The sequence below is a fragment of the Microbulbifer variabilis genome, assembly GCF_056232115.1.
This window is the reverse complement of the sequence record NZ_CP174325.1, coordinates 3,639,324-3,656,948: the sequence shown is the minus strand read 5'-3', so window position 1 is coordinate 3,656,948 and position 17,625 is coordinate 3,639,324. Positions and strand designations below refer to the sequence as shown.

Annotated in this window: 14 protein-coding genes; 8 read left to right on the top strand and 6 right to left on the bottom strand. The window is 42.2% G+C overall.

Annotation, left to right across the window (positions count from 1 at the left end):
- Positions 1–29: 29 nt before the first annotated feature.
- The 5 genes from ACJJI7_RS16295 to ACJJI7_RS16275 form a co-directional block, all read right to left on the bottom strand.
- Positions 30–467, bottom strand: a complete 438-nt coding sequence (locus tag ACJJI7_RS16295) for an acyl-CoA thioesterase (protein ID WP_020415158.1) — start codon at positions 465–467, stop codon at positions 30–32.
- Entirely contained in the window at positions 464–1,630 is a 1,167-nt protein-coding gene (locus tag ACJJI7_RS16290; RefSeq protein ID WP_282950787.1) for an iron-containing alcohol dehydrogenase, read from the bottom strand. The genes ACJJI7_RS16295 and ACJJI7_RS16290 overlap by 4 nt, the downstream gene beginning before the upstream one ends.
- 1,453 nt (positions 1,631–3,083) lie before the next feature.
- Entirely contained in the window at positions 3,084–3,668 is a 585-nt protein-coding gene (locus ACJJI7_RS16285) for a hypothetical protein (RefSeq protein WP_020415155.1), read from the bottom strand.
- Positions 3,669–3,684: 16 nt separating this feature from the next.
- Complete coding sequence (locus ACJJI7_RS16280) at positions 3,685–4,821, bottom strand: dipeptidase (protein ID WP_282950788.1); 1,137 nt, start codon at positions 4,819–4,821, stop codon at positions 3,685–3,687.
- Positions 4,822–4,839: 18 nt separating this feature from the next.
- On the bottom strand, positions 4,840–6,507 hold the full coding sequence (locus ACJJI7_RS16275) for an amidohydrolase family protein (protein WP_020415153.1): 1,668 nt from the start codon (positions 6,505–6,507) through the stop codon (positions 4,840–4,842).
- Positions 6,508–6,692: 185 nt separating this feature from the next.
- Here ACJJI7_RS16275 and ACJJI7_RS16270 point away from each other — a divergent pair, with 185 nt between their 5' ends.
- Together ACJJI7_RS16270 and ACJJI7_RS16265 are read left to right on the top strand one after the other, a co-directional pair.
- The gene (locus tag ACJJI7_RS16270; RefSeq protein ID WP_282950789.1) at positions 6,693–7,598 is read left to right on the top strand and encodes a LysR family transcriptional regulator; all 906 of its coding nucleotides are present in this window, start codon (positions 6,693–6,695) and stop codon (positions 7,596–7,598) included.
- Between the two features lie 4 nt (positions 7,599–7,602).
- Complete coding sequence (locus tag ACJJI7_RS16265; protein ID WP_444901732.1) at positions 7,603–8,856, top strand: NRAMP family divalent metal transporter; 1,254 nt, start codon at positions 7,603–7,605, stop codon at positions 8,854–8,856.
- Between the two features lie 212 nt (positions 8,857–9,068).
- On the opposite strand, the gene ACJJI7_RS16260 is transcribed toward ACJJI7_RS16265, so the two are convergent.
- Positions 9,069–9,452, bottom strand: a complete 384-nt coding sequence (locus ACJJI7_RS16260) for a hypothetical protein (RefSeq protein WP_020415150.1) — start codon at positions 9,450–9,452, stop codon at positions 9,069–9,071.
- A gap of 973 nt (positions 9,453–10,425) precedes the next feature.
- Here ACJJI7_RS16260 and ACJJI7_RS16255 point away from each other — a divergent pair.
- The 6 genes from ACJJI7_RS16255 to pcp all read left to right on the top strand — a co-directional run bounded on the left by ACJJI7_RS16255 (position 10,426) and on the right by pcp (position 17,536).
- Entirely contained in the window at positions 10,426–11,499 is a 1,074-nt protein-coding gene (locus tag ACJJI7_RS16255) for a 3-deoxy-7-phosphoheptulonate synthase (RefSeq protein WP_020415149.1), read from the top strand.
- A gap of 228 nt (positions 11,500–11,727) precedes the next feature.
- On the top strand, positions 11,728–12,183 hold the full coding sequence (locus ACJJI7_RS16250) for a hypothetical protein (RefSeq protein ID WP_282950792.1): 456 nt from the start codon (positions 11,728–11,730) through the stop codon (positions 12,181–12,183).
- A gap of 226 nt (positions 12,184–12,409) precedes the next feature.
- Positions 12,410–13,018 (top strand): OsmC family protein, encoded by a 609-nt coding sequence (locus tag ACJJI7_RS16245; RefSeq protein ID WP_020415147.1) that lies wholly within the window; start codon positions 12,410–12,412, stop codon positions 13,016–13,018.
- Between the two features lie 1,462 nt (positions 13,019–14,480).
- Positions 14,481–14,945 (top strand): hypothetical protein, encoded by a 465-nt coding sequence (locus ACJJI7_RS16240; RefSeq protein WP_020415145.1) that lies wholly within the window; start codon positions 14,481–14,483, stop codon positions 14,943–14,945.
- Between the two features lie 1,396 nt (positions 14,946–16,341).
- Entirely contained in the window at positions 16,342–16,761 is a 420-nt protein-coding gene (locus tag ACJJI7_RS16235) for an ester cyclase (RefSeq protein WP_020415144.1), read from the top strand.
- Between the two features lie 106 nt (positions 16,762–16,867).
- Positions 16,868–17,536, top strand: coding sequence for a pyroglutamyl-peptidase I (gene pcp, locus ACJJI7_RS16230; RefSeq protein ID WP_282950793.1), 669 nt, complete (start codon positions 16,868–16,870; stop codon positions 17,534–17,536).
- Positions 17,537–17,625: the final 89 nt, after the last annotated feature.

Here is a 17,625-nt window from a genome sequence, read left to right as displayed (position 1 = left end):
TGGCCCAGCTTAATACATATATTTAATTTTCAATTCTTAATACATGCACTTTGTAATGCCTTTAGCAATTGACCAGAAATTTTACTCGGCTGTTCGGTACTCCGATTAACAAAGACATGCGTCATAGAGCCATGCGCACATGCATTTTCTTGTTTTTCTTTAAAAATTGCGACACCATATTCTACTGAAGAATTGCCTATTCGATTAACCCTAAAAGCACCAAGTATTTTTTCAGGATATGAAATACCAGCCAAATAATTACATTCAGATTTTACTATATAACCAATGTTCTCACTGGATTTAATATCCAATCCAGCTTTATTAATCAAAAAGCTATTCACAATAGTGTCAAAATATGAGTAGTAAACGACATTGTTTACATGCCCATACACATCATTATCCATCCATCTGGTAGTTAACTCTTCAAAACAAAAATAATCTGTACGTAACACAGCCTGCTTACTCACAAAGCCTCCTCATAAGCAGCCTGATAAATCAGGAGTGCATCATCATGAGACAGCGGTTTCGGATTATTGATTAGTAAGCGAGTTTGTAGCATTGCATCGGTGGCGAGCATCTCTAAATGATGCTCGCCAATATCTAACTGTTTTAAGGTCCGGGGTAATTTTAATCGTTCAATTAGCCGCTCAATAAAGATAATGAGATCAGAACACACTTTTTGATCTGATTGAGACGTATTTATGTGTTCACAAATATATGGCGCCAATTCACTATAGAGCTTGGCTGTATCACTCTGATTAAAGCGCATCACATGTGGCAATACTAACGAGTTGCCTAATCCATGAGGTACATGAAAATGCCCCCCTAATGGGTATGCTAGCGCATGTACAGCGGCAACTGGTGCATTGGCAAAAGCCTGACCTGCAAGGCAGGCACCCAATAACATATTTTGTCTTGCTTCTATGTCCTCTCCATGATGTGTGGCCTGTTCTATATTTTTTGAAAGCAATAGCAACGCCTGCTTGGCTAGCATATCTGAGTAGGCATTTTTCTTGTGCTTAGACGTATATGCCTCTATGGCATGCACCATAGCATCAATGCCCGTTGCAGCAGTAACATGAGCTGGCAACCCTAGAGTTAATTGTGCATCTAATAAGGCAACATCTGGCAATAATTGTTTGGAGACGATGCCATCTTTGGTGGTTTCTCCCGTTGTTAAAACCGCGATGGGTGTTACTTCTGAACCGGTGCCAGCAGTGGTAGGTATTAAAACCAAGGGTACGCGACCTCCTTGAACTCGTTCAAGCCCATATAGCTGTTCTAGAGATTGCTGAGAATCCATCATAACAGCAACAACTTTGGCGGTATCCATTGAACTGCCACCACCAAATCCAATTACACCATCAACATTATGCTGCTTTGCTAAGGCTACTGCCGACAATACTATCTGCTCTCTAGGATCAGCACTAACTTCATCAAAGACAATGGTCGCAAATTTACTATGTAATTGCTCCTTCAGTTTCTCAACCAAGCCACAATTTACAATACCTTGATCAGTGACCACTAACAACTTAGTTATATTTAGTTGGTCACATATCTCACTAATTCTATTTAACCTACCAGGGCCATTTATAATCGATTTTGTAGTATTAAATTGAAAACTTAACATAGGATTGTCACCGCCTTAATTATTATGTGCTGATTCGTTTGGCAATAGTTCCATTTCAAACCCTAGGGAACTTCTGATTAGTTCAGAGTAAATTTGGTACTAATCAGTTATCAGTAAAGACTACGATAAATTAATCACCAAGTCACCAGTGTAGATACGCTGACGTATCTAGATTATCTGGCAGCTAAACCTCCCTCTCCAGCCTTCTTTCCCAACGTGAGCCCGCGTCCAGCGTATCTGGAGATAAGGCTTCTTCACTTGCCCCACGAGATTGGGTACGGGCCAGCGATAGACCCAAGGTTTCAATGCCGTATAGACTGGACTGTTAACCGAGGTTAATACCTAGTTTTCTTCCCCTTCGCGCTACTCCACCATTGAGGCACGCGGGGTAAAGACGCCTTTAAAACGATATATTGATGTACATAGAGCCGAGTATCTTATGAAGCACTCCAGCAGGCAACCCAGCCTTCATATGCTGGAGTGGAAGCTCGACGGTATTACCAACGATCAACTATTCCAGATAGGGAAAATGTGACCTCGATTGAAAAATCTGCTGCATTTACATTGATAAAGACGAGAGGCCCTGCCCTACTAAGCCTGGCTCTTAAACTACTCTATTAACCCTTGAGGTGCGCCCATTCGGGAGTAAGGACCTTTGCACTTTCATCTACAGCGTCGAGGGGAAGTTTCACGACACTTCCAGTATCGTAGACCTTATTGCAAAATAGGATCAGATCTCCTACCCCAAATAAAGTAACCTTCTCCGAAGCATCAATCTGAATTGTAAAGGGCTCCCGCCTTAAAAAGCAGCACCATTAAACCACGCTTCCTAGAAGTACGCAGTTGCTTCCACGGGCGACAAAAAGCACTTTGTGCCCAGCCCGCAATAAGTACCCCCCCGCAGTAACTGTCTAGGGCTCCGGTACCCATAGCGATAGCTCTCATTACTTTCTTTGGCCCTATGGAATCGAATGTACTTTTTTCCATACCGGACTGCCATTGACAGTTACTTTAGCTTTCCTATAGAGGACTGTAACTGAATTGTGCTAAATACACACAATTGGGATATACAAAATACAGAGTAAGACAAGACAAGACAAGACAAGACAAGACAAGCATACCTCACATAGCAACCCAGCTGGCCATTATCCGAGCTTAAAAGGATAGAAATAAGGTAGATTACCGGTAAAATTAAGTACTAATTTACACAGAAATGAGTTTACCAACAGCCAAGTCCACTATTTTTTGGGTCGAGTTTTTGGCTTAGCCGTCCTAGTCCCTCATGCAGATAACCTGGTCTGACTCAAGGTGTGGGAGCGCCAAGGGCCTGCCTACCTGTGGGACCCAGTAACAAACGAACTAGCATCTCACTATAAAAACCAAACTCTCTATCCGCTATCACCTCTTTAGTGACGTATTTGTCAAAGAGGTGATTAAATCTAGGGTTCTACCACTAACAATCAGAGGGTTTTATCGACTGAAGTTCTTTCCAAACGGGATGAGAAGAATCTTGTGGAGAGACAAGGAAAAACCAGCGAAGCTCATTAATTTTTTCACAATGGATTTGGTCCCCTTTAAAGTGGAGGGTCTGTTCCTTTTTGGTTACAAATGGCTCAATCCAGCTTATCTGACCAGTATATTTGCCATCAACCTGCTCAATTGTAATAGCAGGCTCATATTCTTTGCCTTCAGTGACGGCTTTGTACAACCCCCTATAGTAGGAGGCTATAAAATTCTCAATTTTGGTCTTTCCAATAACTTGATTCTTCTCAGGCTTATGGGTCCATGAAAAAGCATAACTAAAAAAATCTTCTTTTTCTTGTTTATACATGCCAGGTAAAAACACAAGCTCTTCAATACCATTCAAGGTGATATCTGAAGCAAATTCGATCGGGAAAGGAATTACTTCAGTCTTTGAACCTTTTGGGAATTCAGAGTAAGTGCTAAGCTCTTCAGCAGAGAGCAAAGGTGAAAAGAGAAGCGTAACACAAGCAACCAGCCGAGTTAAAATATTATCAAATTTTAGATATTTATCCATTTAAGCTTATCTTCCTTTAATTCCATACATTAGAAAAAACACGCAACCAGTTTTTACCAACTATTTTTTCTACTACTCGATCAGAGATCCCTTTTTGACTTAGCTTATAAGCAATAAGCTCCATTCGTCTCTCAGAATTCAGTTCGGGAATAAATGGAGGACGATGTGGGGTTTCTCCTGGCGCTGAAATTCCTGCCGCAATACGACGCTCAACTTCTTTGCGAATACTCTCCCGATACTCAGGGCCGTCGTTGACTGGCACTACGCCTTGATCACTACCGATAGCAACATGATCTTCACCGCATATATTATAGGCATGCAATAGATGTTTAATTACCATATCAGCCTTAATTTCATGCTCACCGCCTTCCAAAAATGGCATTAAATAGATACCAACCAAGCCGCCGGTGTCTGCTGCTGCTTTCAACTCTGTATCGTCATTATTTCGAGGATGCTTATAAATCGTATTACAGCCAGTATGGGAGATCACAATCGGTCTTTTTGACTGCCTGATGGCACTGGCAACAGTTCTCTTTCCTGAGTGTGATAGATCGACCAGCACCCTCTCTGATTCCATTATCTCTATGGCTTTCTTGCCGAGCGAGGTAATTCCTGAATCCTCCTTGACAAGACCACCGCTACCAAGAATTGAAGGGCCATTGTAAGAGACCTGCATGATCTTAACACCCATCTTGGCAAACTCTGAAATACCTGAAAGTGTTTCATCAAGCATTTCAGTTGACTGAAATCCCATTATGATACCAAGCTTTTTTTCCTCTTTAGCTTTTAGAATATCTGATGCGGATAGAATCAAGCTTAAGTAGTTCGAATTATGCTCAATGATAGCTTTAGTTTTTTCGACCTTTTTTAAAGTCTCTCCATAGTCATCACCTGGGTAGGGAACAGTCATATTCAAGGCACTAATCCCTGAGCTTTTGAATATCCCCAGCGACTTCTGGGAAACAGGCTCCTTGAGCGAGAATGCTACACTGAGCCCATCAATTACAATCGATGAATCGTATTGATTCCACACTGATTTTCCTGCATCAACCCCTGAAAAAGCATTTAATATGCCCGAATTAATAGCCAGATAAGAACCAAGACTACCTGACATCAGAGATTTAATTAATGCTCTTCTATTTATATCGCTCATAAAACCCCCTCGCCAGAATTAATCAGTACTTCGTGAAGCAATACACTCAACTTCCGCTTTTGCATCAAGTGCAAGTCCGCTTGCTGCAAAAGCACTCCTTGCAGGCTTTTTTCCATTGAAGTACTGAATATAAACTTTATTCGCCTCTGGCCAGTCATCAATATCAGCAAGCATCAAAGTACATTTAACCACATCATCAAAACCCAGATTTTTGCTCTCAAGAACTTGGCCAATATTCTTCATTGTTTGATGCATCTGAACTTCTAGGCTTTCACCTGCCAAGGTTAAAGTTGAAGGATGATTGCCGATCTGTCCGGATAGCCAAATAGTTCCATTCATTTCACGTGAAGAAGAGAAAGGCAACTGTGGGTCGTCGCCGATAAAGATAAAACGACCATTCTTTACAACATGAACTATCGATTTACTATTTTCAATATTCTTCTCGGGACTTTCTGAAAGCACCACCAAATTTGCTTTCTTACCTTCTTCAACACTACCGACAGAGTCTTCGATTCCTATCACCTTTGCGGCATTTAAAGTAGCTGCTTGAATTGCTTCGAGAGGCTTCATACCTATCTCACCTACGAGTAGCTTCAACTCATGGTGAATCATCGGTGTTGTGTCATTTTCCAGGTCACTAAATGCATCTGTGCCCGCGGCAATAGTAATGCCGCTTTGATAGGCAAATTGTGTCATTTTTGTACTAAGCTGATCAAGCAGCCTATATTTTTCGTTTAATTCATTCCTTTGTTCAAAAACGGTGAGTGTTGCATCTAGAATTGTTCCATTCTCATTCATTGCGTCAAAAAGATCTAAATAGCTATCTTTTTGTAGGATTTCTTCCCACTTTGAGCCATCCAGTTCAGCAGTTTTTCTTCGCCATTCCTTGAAGTTGTCAACTAACTGTGCGGATATATCAGAGGCATGTGAAATAGTCTCAACGCCAGCATTAACGGTTTGTAGGGGTTTGGAAGGGCCAATATAAGCATGCGACCAGACTTTTAAGCCGTGTTTTTTGGCCGCGCTAGCGAGTAATGGAACCGTCTCAGCTTCAACGTCTGCATATATCTTGATGCCTGTTGCACCAGCACCTTTAGCCTGGAGCATTATTGAATCCATATCGGAATGCTCGCCTACCGCTCTCATCCAGACGGTGTGCCCAGGTTCGCGCCCTTTGGCTGATGCAATGGTTCTAGGATCTGAGAAAAAGGATTCTCCACCAATTATGACTGAAAAGTAGATATCCGGCGACGCGATCGAATCCACCTCAGCTTGACGTTTTAAGTACGCCAGTGCTCTCGCATCGCCTCCCATATCTCTCACAGACGTGACGCCGCCGCGAAGCAGATATCTAAGTCGCTCAGTAGTAATCGAAAGCTTATCCCAGTCATCCGGATCTGTAGCGTGATGAACATGAGCGTCTATTAGACCTGGTATAACGAACTTACCTTTTAAATCAACAACGCTCGCCCCCTTCACTTTGGACAGCTTCTTCGTAGAAGCGATTCTCTTAATCTTGTCGCCTTCGATGAGGATCGATTGATCTTTGGCGATTTTAAGTGATTTAACATCCACTATATTGGCGTTAATGAGCAAAACTGGCTCTAGAGTATCTTCGGAAGCTAAGGCGTAGCTATTGGTGGTGATAAATAGAACTACCAGAGTCAATATTTTCTTTATATTCATGGAGTTATCTAAAGGGAAGCTTGCAGGATTTTAATCTAATCGCGCTATTTTGCGCCACTAAAGTCATATTTGAAATGCCATATTATTTTATAGTGTATAAACTATAAGTTTATTTGGTGTATCGGTATACTCAATTCCGGTCCACGACGATAAGAGATGAAGCTGACTGGCCGCGAGGAAAGTCAATGAATAAATTACACGCACTTGAAGCCTACTGCTTGGCCTGCGAAAAGCAGAGCTTCGCAGCTGCTGCTCGTGAGCTCGGAATCTCCGCAGCGATGGTTGGCAGGTACATAAAGCAATTAGAGGAAGAGCTGGGCTGCCTATTGGTGATGCGCAATACGCGCAAAGTATCGATAACCGAAGCAGGCGAGAACTACTATAAACAGATTTCACCAATACTAAAAAAACTCCATACCGTCAATCAGGCGATGTCAGAATATAATCAAGAGCCCAAGGGTAGACTTTCGATATCCACTAGCGTAGAACTGGGCAGTCAATACTTCTCCGGATTGATCGCAAATTATCGCGAGCTTTATCCTCAAGTGTTTCTGGATTTTCACCTTAGCAATGATCCTCTCGATTTACTTGACAATAAAATCGATCTTGTTTTTAGGATCGCACCAGAGTTACCCGATTCTAGCTATATCGTCCAATCTGTCGCAAAGACCAAGTTAGCACTCTGGGCGAGTGACTCGTACGTTGAAGAAAATGGACTGCCTGAAAGCTTGGAATCACTAAAGAAGCACCAATTACTGTTCTTTAACCACAGTATCCGCGGCGACCATTGGCTATTTCTAGATAAAGAAGAAGTCAAGAAAATAAAACTTCCCTGGGCATGGCAATCCAATAATGGAAGACTATTAAATGAAGCCGCCGCAGAAGGACAAGGGATTATTCAAGCCCCATTTTATTCAGTCAAATCTTATGTCGAATCTGGGCAACTAATTGAAATTTTGCCTGAATTCACAATAAAACCACTAACAGTCTTTGCGCTCTACCCTCATCGTTGTGAACTATCTTTGAAAGTTAAAACTTTTATCGACATGGCAAAAAGTTATTTTGCAAAACACCATTCTGAGCAGTTCTAATTTAATGGATGTATTTAAACGCACTTTCTCAAATCTGGGCCCTGGAATCATTTGGGCTGCAAGCAGTATTGGCGTATCTCATATCGTACAGTCTACCCGGGCAGGAGCGGATTACGCTTTTGCTTTAATTGGATTTATCTTTCTGGCTCATTTAATCAAGTATCCTTTTTTCAAAATCGGTCCAGAATATGCTGCTGTAACTGGCGAGAGTCTATTAGAAGGCTACAAAAAACACAGTCGATTGGGCTTTTATAGTTATCTGGTACTCACATTTTTAACAATGTTCTTTGTACAGGCGGCGGTTACGATTGTCACTGCAGCCTTGGCTCTGAATCTATTTGGTGATGTCTTAAATGTTTCGGAGTGGTCCGCCGTCATTCTGATCATCACATGCGGAATACTGATTGCTGGCCAATTTAAGTGGCTAAATGAATCCTTAAAATGGATGGTACTTATACTAGCTATCGCCAGCTTAATCACGCTCATTGCTGCAATAAGTCAGTACGGCCTTCTCCCCCCTAAAACATATTTATTGACTGATTTAGGCCCAGCTATGAGTATCGCATTTGTCGTTGCCTTAGTCGGCTGGATGCCCACATCTATTGAAGTTTCTGTTTGGCACTCTATTTGGTCAGAACGAAAAATAAAAGAACTTCCGGAAAGAGAGTATGCTAAGAAGTCTTTAGTATTTGACTTTAAAGTTGGTTATTTCACCAGCTTGCTATTAGCAATAGTATTTGTGTGGTTAGGCGCATTAATAATGTTTGGGAAAGGTATAGAACTATCCCAGTCTGCTGGCATTTTTGCCGGACAACTAATCAATATTTATACCGAATCTCTAGGTGATTGGAGCCACTTAATAATCAGTATTATTTGTTTTTTCGCACTTTTTTCAACAACATTTGCGGTCTCCGATGGATTCCCTCAAGTTTGGCGAAGCGCCCTAAAAGGCTCAGGTGGCAACCAGATTTCTGAGCATAGGGTCTACATAATAAGCCTAGTTACGCTAAGCCTTATAAGCTGGTTTATTATTTCCCTATTTGCCAATCAGCTAAAAAGCCTTATCGACTTTGTCACCACTTTATCTTTCGTTTGCGCACCAATCTTTGCACTACTCAATATTTTGGTCATGAATGGTAAATGGGTACCAAGAGAGTATCACTTAAAAGGCTGGTATTTGGCTTATACTTTTGCCTGCTTGGGCTTGCTGATCTGCTTTAGTTTATATTTTGTTTATTGGCGCTTTCTGAGTGACTGATTACTAATCATGGAATCTCCATCAGTATTCCTCACTAATGGATAACATCGCCATACCACACACCATTAATGTCTCTACTTTTTTCTTAGAAGTCTCATTAAGACTTCTAAGAAAAATAATTATTCTTATAACACCCACATATTAACTTTTCCCTAAGCATATTTTACATGAAAAATTTAAATGCACTCATGCTAGCTAATACACCCTTTTTGCTATCTATCAAGGACTGGACTTCGTTTAGATTCATCATAGTTTCTACTAAAACACTCATCAAAATCCGATTCCTTTATATCTTCTGCCTTCATTAACTCTCTCAATGAGCACTGCCCAAACTCCATCGTAATATTCATCTGCTCTTCATCAGATAGACTCATACCTAAATCCAGGTATTTCGAAGAACATTCAGTTGTATTTTTTACAAAATATGTAACGCAATCTTGTAAGTCTGATAGTATCTCAGGCTTGATACAGTAAAGAAAATTTTGATTTCCACTGCAGTAATATGCGGATATTTTACTAACTGCTTTTTCCTTGAATGTTTCGGCAATAAGGCCACTGGAGTAAATAACTAGCATTAAAAGTATCGGTAGCCTCATAGTTTTTTACTCAAAGTTTTATTCAAGCAAAGGGGTAGCAGTGATTCACTAGGATTGCCACATTTGAATTTAGCAAGATATGCAAGCAAATTGATGCGTTAGCATAGATCAGTAAAATTATAGAACAAGACTAACTTAATGTCTTATTAAGGGCGGGTTAAAAGCAGTACAAATATTCCCGCGAAGGTCACGCCTCACGAGCCTTCTTAGATCTTCAGCAGTCCGTTTGGCTCTTGATTCCGTTTGATTTCTGATTCCACATCATCCCTGAAGCTATTTTTCATAAACTGACCAATTGACCATTAGCATCTTAACCTTTCCGAATGGGTCACCAAGCCCATGGGCAGAAACTTCAGAATTCCGCAATCTTTAGGCAAGCGATTATTCGCAAACATCGTTTCATGTGCAGAGTATCCTCCCCTCAATCCAGCCACGAAAGTAGAGCACATTCTTGAAAACAGTCAGAATGGCGCATGTTCGGAAAGGTAGAGCCCAACTACGATTCTGAGTGCTGATTCAAGCCTAATACCTAAAGCAACTGCAAAGATTCATATGAGAGCATCCACACCATCGACTTCAATTTCATTCCTGATTGCTCAAAGGGGTTCAAATTTGTGACTTTTAATCTACCAAGCCAGAGGCCCTTCTACTGCAGCCCTTCCAACCAACCCTACCGGTGAACGAGTAGTTCACTCCCTCAAGGTCTCCTTTCCTCAGTGGCAGCATTCCCAAGCTGCACGTGATTATCTTCTCAGTTCGCAGGCCCTATTCGCCACAACGGACTCAACTGAGCTCCCTAAATTCTGTCAAAGTGCCAAACTGTCACAGGATAAAGGTAAATGAATATCCCAAAATCGGGCCAAATATTTGGTTGCAAATGAAACCCTCGCCCTATTCTTTGTGGCACAGTAGGATAAGTCATCCGCCTGCAAGTGCAGCGCGGTACTATGGAACAGAGTAATCAGAAGACGCTATGACCACACAGCAGTTCGACGACTTGAATGTCGTCTCCCAGGAAGTTCTGATCAGCCCGGAGATGCTGAAATCAGAACTCCCCATCAGTGATGCCGCCGAAGCAACTGTCGCCAAAGGGCGTTCCGCCGTGCGTGACATCCTGGATCGCAAAGACCACCGCCTAATGGTGGTAATCGGACCCTGCTCCGTTCACGATGTGGGCGCTGCGATGGAGTATGCCAAGCGCCTTAAGGCGGTAGCTGATAAGGTTTCAGATACTCTGCTGATAGTGATGCGTGTCTATTTTGAGAAACCGCGTACCACAGTTGGCTGGAAGGGGCTGATCAACGACCCTCATCTTAATGATTCTTTTAAGATTGAGGAAGGTCTGCACATCGGCCGCAAACTGCTCCTGGATGTCGCCGAGCTGGGGTTACCCACCGCTACAGAAGCGCTGGACCCAATCTCACCCCAGTACCTGCAAGACCTTATTTCCTGGTCAGCTATTGGCGCGCGTACTACCGAATCCCAAACTCACCGAGAAATGGCCAGCGGCCTATCCTCCGCTGTGGGCTTTAAGAACGGTACCGACGGCGGCTTGGAAGTGGCGATTAACGCCTTGCAGTCTGTCGCTAATCCCCACCGATTCCTCGGTATCAACAAGCGCGGTCAAGTTGCGATCATTCACACGTCCGGCAACCCATACGGCCATGTGGTACTGCGCGGTGGTAATGACAAGCCAAATTATGACTCGGTAAGTGTTGCAATGTGTGAGCAGGAGTTACGCAAGTCTAATATCGTGCCAAATATTATGGTGGATTGCAGCCATGCGAACTCCAACAAGAACCACGAATTACAGCCCCTTGTTGTGGACAATGTGACCCATCAAATCCTCGACGGCAACCAGTCAATCATCGGTATCATGGTGGAAAGCAACCTGAAAGCCGGCAACCAGAAAATCCTGCCGAAGCTGGATGATATGGAATACGGCGTTTCCGTTACCGACAAATGCATCGATTGGGAAACTACCGAGTCGTTACTGCTGGGAATGGCAGAGCAACTGCATGACCCGCTAAAGCGGCGTAACGCTTGATCAAACCCTTTGATGGTATCAGGGCCTTCTAGAGGTCTTGATACCTTCGCTCTATCAACTCCCACTACCTCCCTTCCCTAGTCCTCCACCTAACAATCGCTGACATTCTTCATTTACAGGAGTATGCTGCAGCAGGAGTTACCATTTTGTGACGCCAAAGTCTACATTTTATCTATTTAATTCTGTCAACGAGGCATGTAATTAGTCGGTTTAAATCGGGCCACAATAATGGAACTGCAGTCCAACAAAGTCTTAACCTATATATTCGGCGGATTTATCCTAGTTTGGCTGCTAGTGAGCCTTAGCTTCGCTCTGGAAGGCAATGCGATGTTCCCCTGGATTGCCACTACCCTGCTTGCACTACTTGCTTGCATCACCTTCTCATTCGAAAAAACACGTTATGTCGACGGCACAAAGAAGTTGTTTATTTCTGAAAACCGAATCCTTTGGCATAGCTGGACAGAGAAGCACCCCCTTAGCATCTTTCAAGGAATAAAAGTAATTCCCTATTCAAGCTACTCGGCAAGCAGTAAAAAAAGCTACACCAGCTGGCATATCAATCTGGTATTTCGACATGCCAGCGCCAACGAGGGCGTATTGGCCAGGGTTTTCACCAGAAAAGAGGATGCCCTGGAATTTGCTGATAAGCTTTCAGAGCTAACCGCATTACCAGTCCTGGACTGAAAAATCTTTGAGTTTTATAGGATGCTTTAAGCTGACTCAGGAAGATAATCCTAAGTTATTCTCTATACCTATAACTGCTTTTCTCTATAGACTCTGTGAAGTAGATCAAAGGCACCCTAATATTCCGCCCTATCTGTATGATTCCTAGCCCCGAGTTCTAAGGTCAATAACTTGCCTTCATTGTGACCCACAGGTCTGGACTTAAATTTATTGAGGAGAGGCAAATATGGACTCCATCAAGTGGGACATGTCTTCTTCAACAATTGTTCGCAAACTTTCGGAAGAAGCTGAACAATTAACGTTTGCCGCACCTCACCTGGACAAGGTGAAACAAGGGGAGCTACTGAAGTTCCATGCACATATCAACGTAGAACAATTGCCTCAGGGGCATCATCTTAAAAAAGCTACGATATTTTCCAATGTTCCCAATGGTGGCACCTGGGAACTGATTTGTGATGAAGGTACCGCGGTTGGCGGTCGAGGCAGTGCCCCATCACCAATTATGTATTTCTCTGCAGGACTGGCACTTTGCATGATGTCCCACGTAGAGATGCTAGCAAAACTAGCAGATATTAAACTGAACAGTGTGAGGCTCGAGCAAAAAACCGAGTTTTCTACAACAATGAATTTTGGGGGGATCAAACCTGAGGAAGTTTTTGGCACAGGTGATCGAGTGGAAATGCATTTGATCATCGAGAGTGACGAATCAGAAGAAAAACTGCTGGAATTCGCCCACTGCTGTCGACAAGCTTGCATGTCACTTCAAACTGTAGCTTGCGCAACGCCGGTTTCGACCAAACTATATCTAAATAATAGTGAACGCTCCTTCGAGTAGGCCTATTCTACAAAGCCCTAATTGATCTCAGCGGGATATATTATATTGATTGATAACTAACGAGGTATCCAAGGTAATCCTTAAGTTAACAGGCTCGAAGCAAATAACTTCATAAATTCAATTAACTTTGATTTTCCTCTTACAAAAAAAATCACTAAAAAACCAGCTACCAGCATTGGTAAGTGACCTACCGATTCATGTAATCTGATAGTGGAAGCCATCAAGAATAATGATATCACTACAGTTAAAATTGTCAATCAGACAGGCCCCATCAACACAGCCAAACAAAATCAGAAATCAGCCACCCCAAAGAAAAAAAGATCAGAGCTGAGAAGAATTTCCACCATAGACAGGACAGAAAGTCCCAATAATATTACCGTATAAACTCCAATCCTACGTAAGAATTAAGCCATTTTTTGTGAACAGCAAAAGCCATCAGCTGCACGCCTAGCCTGCCAAATAAGACAACAATTAATAACAAAGTTACCCCCACCAACATAGATAATATGTACCAAACTTTATGACAATCAATGTCAGACCAAAGAACTTAGAAACTGACGGGTAACCTATAACTCAATTGGATTCCAGCGTTTATACAAAACACAATAAAAAGAACTTATAAGGGGCACCAATACAAAAAATCAATTCCAACTCGACTAGATTACTATCACCCTGTACAAATCAGCAGAAATAGAGCCGTATCGATTGAGAAACCCAAGGAGTCACAAACATCAATACTATTGAAAATAGTTTTACTTCCTTTTTCTATACATATTTATAGTTCACTGAAAACTTCTTAGATCTAAAAAAAATGTGCTATCTGGTCTTGCAATCATGAACACAGCTTTTCGAGAAAAAAATCATTTTGCACGCTGTCACGCTAGACGCTTATTATTTTTGAAAAAATAACGCATCGAGATAATTTCATATCAATTAAAAAAATCACCTGATGAGCCTGCAACAAAAGAGCCTTCTACTAGGCTCATTCAGTGAAGGATCCATCCTAGCCAATGCAACCCAAAGCTTGGAACTGCAGCCCCAACCACATCTACTCGAATTAAAAGGCCTCTTAATCCCCTAGCTTTACGCATTTTTGGCACTTACTCTCTATCAAGGTATCCGGAATGGCTCCAAAATATTTATAAATAATATGACGAACCAGTCATCGCAAATATCATTCAATTTAGCCCCATTTTAAAGCAAAAGCATTACGTATAAAGTCATGGTCAACCGTACAAACTGACATAAATCGAGACTCAAGTTCTATAGTCGATTCATGGTCTGGAATATTATTTGAGGCTGCTGCCAGTTATCGAAATAAACAGCACAAGGGAACTCAAAAAAGCTTTGCCTGAAATAACAAAAAAAATCTACAAAAAAATGAAACTTCTCAAACAGCACGTTGGGACTGCACACATGTTCGAGTAGACTTGTTGCCAAGTTGGGAGAAGGAGAAAACGTTATGCGTTATGTACTTTCAATGATATTACTACTCTCTCTTGCCGGTTTCAGTTATGCGCAAGAGCGTCTGGCACAGCTGCCAGCAGGCGCATCACCGGTGCAAATACTTGGTAAAACTTACTATCAAAGCGGCAATACTTTCTATGCCTTTAATGAACAGGGTCGTTATTTTTACCCAGTACAACCTCCGACTCGTATCCGTCAATATGAGCAACCTAGAAATATGTATTGGCGCGGTTCCCAGCCTCGCTACTACTGGCGTGGTTCTCAGCCTCGCTACTACTGGCGTGGTTCTCAGCCTAGCTACTATTGGCGCGACTCTACGCCTCGTTACTATGGCCTGACTCGCGATCAAGTAGAAGGTTGTATGAACGCGGCAGCGGACAAAGCAAATGCCAATCCTCGTATCGGTGGTAAAGTGTATATCCGCGAATATAACCAGTGCATTAGCAATCTGCGCTATTAGCAAAGTGCTATATGCACAAAGAACAAACCCTTAAGGGGCCCTCGGGCCCCTTTCTTATTTTACTTTCTAACTAGGGTATCTTTGTTCCTGCAGGATTAATAATCGATGGACTATGGCAGTGTCGTTAATAGATTTCATGTTTTATCACTAGTGCCAACGACTATCAGTATTCAGCCTCTAGAGCTACCCAGTTATAGTAAGAAGCCCGTGCTGTCTCCCGTACCTCTACCAGTACTATCTCCAAATCCGGTAAATTTTCGAATCTAGCCTTAGTCAACTATTGACTGATTTCCAAGAAATTGAAGATCGTATCGCCAATCGTGACAGTGGACCAGCTGGGCTTATTCCCTTAAGGGCACCTACAACACTCGGACAATTTTGGCACGCTCCACAGTTTCCAAAACTTATAGCTCACCCCCTTAATCGATTGGAGCTGTTTCTCGATAACCAGTTAAGAGATATCATTGGAGAAGGCTTTAACCTGGCAATACGCATCAAAGCAACATCCGTTAACTCTTCTCTATATGCACAAAAGTTGGGTAAGCATCACCGGCGCTTAGTTGCATCACTAGAAAATATACATCAATCGGGTATATCCCGGAGTCCGAAAGAACTAAACGGTTTTGCTTGCCTTTAGCTTTGATAAAAGCCCTGCTCATTGGAATTTATCGAGCAATAATCAGGAAATAACAATCAATATGCCCACTATTACATAGCCAATAACTATTTCCCCCTATACCAAGCTACCCTGGCCGAATCAGGCATCGCTAGCTTATGCGATTACCTGGAAAACAATGACATCACATCGATGTCTTCTAGTTGAAATCCTGCCACAATGGATACAAGCGAGCCGGCCATTATTTGGTGTATATCAGCAAAAGGAAGGCTACTTCACGCAAGCTGGGCGTACTATGGAAATTTTTACAAGGAATTTTTCCCAGGGATTGATTCAAATAACAACCCCAATAAATTCGTCTCTCACCCAGGCTTTATGTAGTCTTTATATAGAGGGTTATGGAGAAATCAACCACACATCATGATTTCGATAGCTTTTACAAGAATTAAAAAATATATCCACTTAGGAGCTTAAAGATCCAATTTAATCATTCCAGTCTTTGACAAACATATCAATGATTGGCACAACTTAAATCCATGGTATTAATCAAATTTCATATCTAATGGCACAAGAATTACTATGCCTTCCACCAAATATCAAAAATTGTTGAACAAAATTAGAGACCTTAAGTAACAGTTGAACGCCTCATCCTGACTTGTCACAAAAGTCTCTTAATAAAAGGCATAGTGCGCTACTACTTTCTATAAAATTTCACGCCCTACACTATGCTTGGATTTCTGCCATGGCACAGTACCGACTAACAAATCATCCGAGGATTATATGACTGCCAATCATAAAGAAACGTCAAAGAGTCTTCTCCAGCAGTGGGGAGATAACACACCTCATAAAGCCACTAGCTATCTCTCGCCCAACTACAAGAACCACCAGATGCCTGATGCAGGAAGTGCAACCTCATGCAAGTCACTTAAAGAATGGCAGGAACTTGTCACCGAATTCCATAAAGGATTTTCAGATGTAAAGATGGAAATCCTACTTCAAGTGGCCGAGGGCGACTATGTTTGCACACGTTGGCGAATGACAGCAAAGCATACTGGTAAATTTATGCAGTACGAACCGACAGGAAAAACTACCACCTGGACTGGTATTCACACTGATCTATACGAAAAAGACAAAATGGTGGAAAGTTGGGTTGACTGGGATAAGTATTCCTTCCTGGAACAACTGGGCCTCACAGACTAAATTTCGTGGTCTGGGCAAACAATTCCCAATGTAAATTTAAGCCTATAAATTTTATCTTTGTCAGCAACCAATTGCCCGAAAGCAAATTTCGGCGGAACTACCAAATATGAAAAAAATTATTGTTTCCGGCTTCGAAGCTTTTGGGCACACCCCCATAAATCCAGCAGAATCAGTCATGCGTGTTTTAGATGGAACCTATGTAGGGGAAGCTGAAATTTCTGGAATCTTAGTGCCCAATAATTTTTTTGAAAGTATTGAGATTGTTACTGTTGCAATAAAAGAGTTACAACCTCAGTTAGTGGTGATGCTGGGTGAGTATGGCGGTCGTGCAGAAATAACAGTGGAACGAATCGCACAAAATTTTAATGATTCTACCCGATATAACCTAAAGGATAACCGCGGTGTAGAAATGCAGGGTGAGCCAACCATACCCGACGGTCCCGTAGCCTACCGCAGCACCCTACCTTTAAGGGCCATGGTTAAGGCTATGCGTGGCGTGGGCGTCCCCGCAGATATCTCAGATACTGCAGCCACCTTTTGTTGTAACCATTTAATGTACGGTGTACTACATTATATTGCCATAAATCAGTTAGATATACGTGCCGGTTGGATTCACCTCCCACAATTACCTCACGTGGCGGCATTACCTGAAAATCTTGGCACTCCAAGTATGTCCAGGGAGACAGCCGCACTCGGCGTACATGCGGGGATAGAAGCAGCGCTCATTCACCCTAATGATATCAATGAGCCTATTCCATCCAGGTTCCAGATATAGAGTCCATTATATCGACTATTTATCACTGGTTACGCCGGTAAATTAGGCTCTTTACCTTCCAGTACATTTACAGACGTACAATATCGGCC

Coding starts and splice junctions, on each gene's coding strand:
- ACJJI7_RS16290 (WP_282950787.1), bottom strand. CDS start 1,630: ATGTTAAGTTTTCAATTTAATACTACAAAATCGATTATAAATGGCCCT.
- ACJJI7_RS16285 (WP_020415155.1), bottom strand. CDS start 3,668: ATGGATAAATATCTAAAATTTGATAATATTTTAACTCGGCTGGTTGCT.
- ACJJI7_RS16280 (WP_282950788.1), bottom strand. CDS start 4,821: ATGAGCGATATAAATAGAAGAGCATTAATTAAATCTCTGATGTCAGGT.
- ACJJI7_RS16275 (WP_020415153.1), bottom strand. CDS start 6,507: ATGAATATAAAGAAAATATTGACTCTGGTAGTTCTATTTATCACCACC.
- ACJJI7_RS16270 (WP_282950789.1), top strand. CDS start 6,693: ATGAATAAATTACACGCACTTGAAGCCTACTGCTTGGCCTGCGAAAAG.
- ACJJI7_RS16265 (WP_444901732.1), top strand. CDS start 7,603: ATGGATGTATTTAAACGCACTTTCTCAAATCTGGGCCCTGGAATCATT.
- ACJJI7_RS16260 (WP_020415150.1), bottom strand. CDS start 9,452: ATGAGGCTACCGATACTTTTAATGCTAGTTATTTACTCCAGTGGCCTT.
- ACJJI7_RS16255 (WP_020415149.1), top strand. CDS start 10,426: ATGACCACACAGCAGTTCGACGACTTGAATGTCGTCTCCCAGGAAGTT.
- ACJJI7_RS16250 (WP_282950792.1), top strand. CDS start 11,728: ATGGAACTGCAGTCCAACAAAGTCTTAACCTATATATTCGGCGGATTT.
- ACJJI7_RS16245 (WP_020415147.1), top strand. CDS start 12,410: ATGGACTCCATCAAGTGGGACATGTCTTCTTCAACAATTGTTCGCAAA.
- ACJJI7_RS16240 (WP_020415145.1), top strand. CDS start 14,481: ATGCGTTATGTACTTTCAATGATATTACTACTCTCTCTTGCCGGTTTC.
- ACJJI7_RS16235 (WP_020415144.1), top strand. CDS start 16,342: ATGACTGCCAATCATAAAGAAACGTCAAAGAGTCTTCTCCAGCAGTGG.
- pcp (WP_282950793.1), top strand. CDS start 16,868: ATGAAAAAAATTATTGTTTCCGGCTTCGAAGCTTTTGGGCACACCCCC.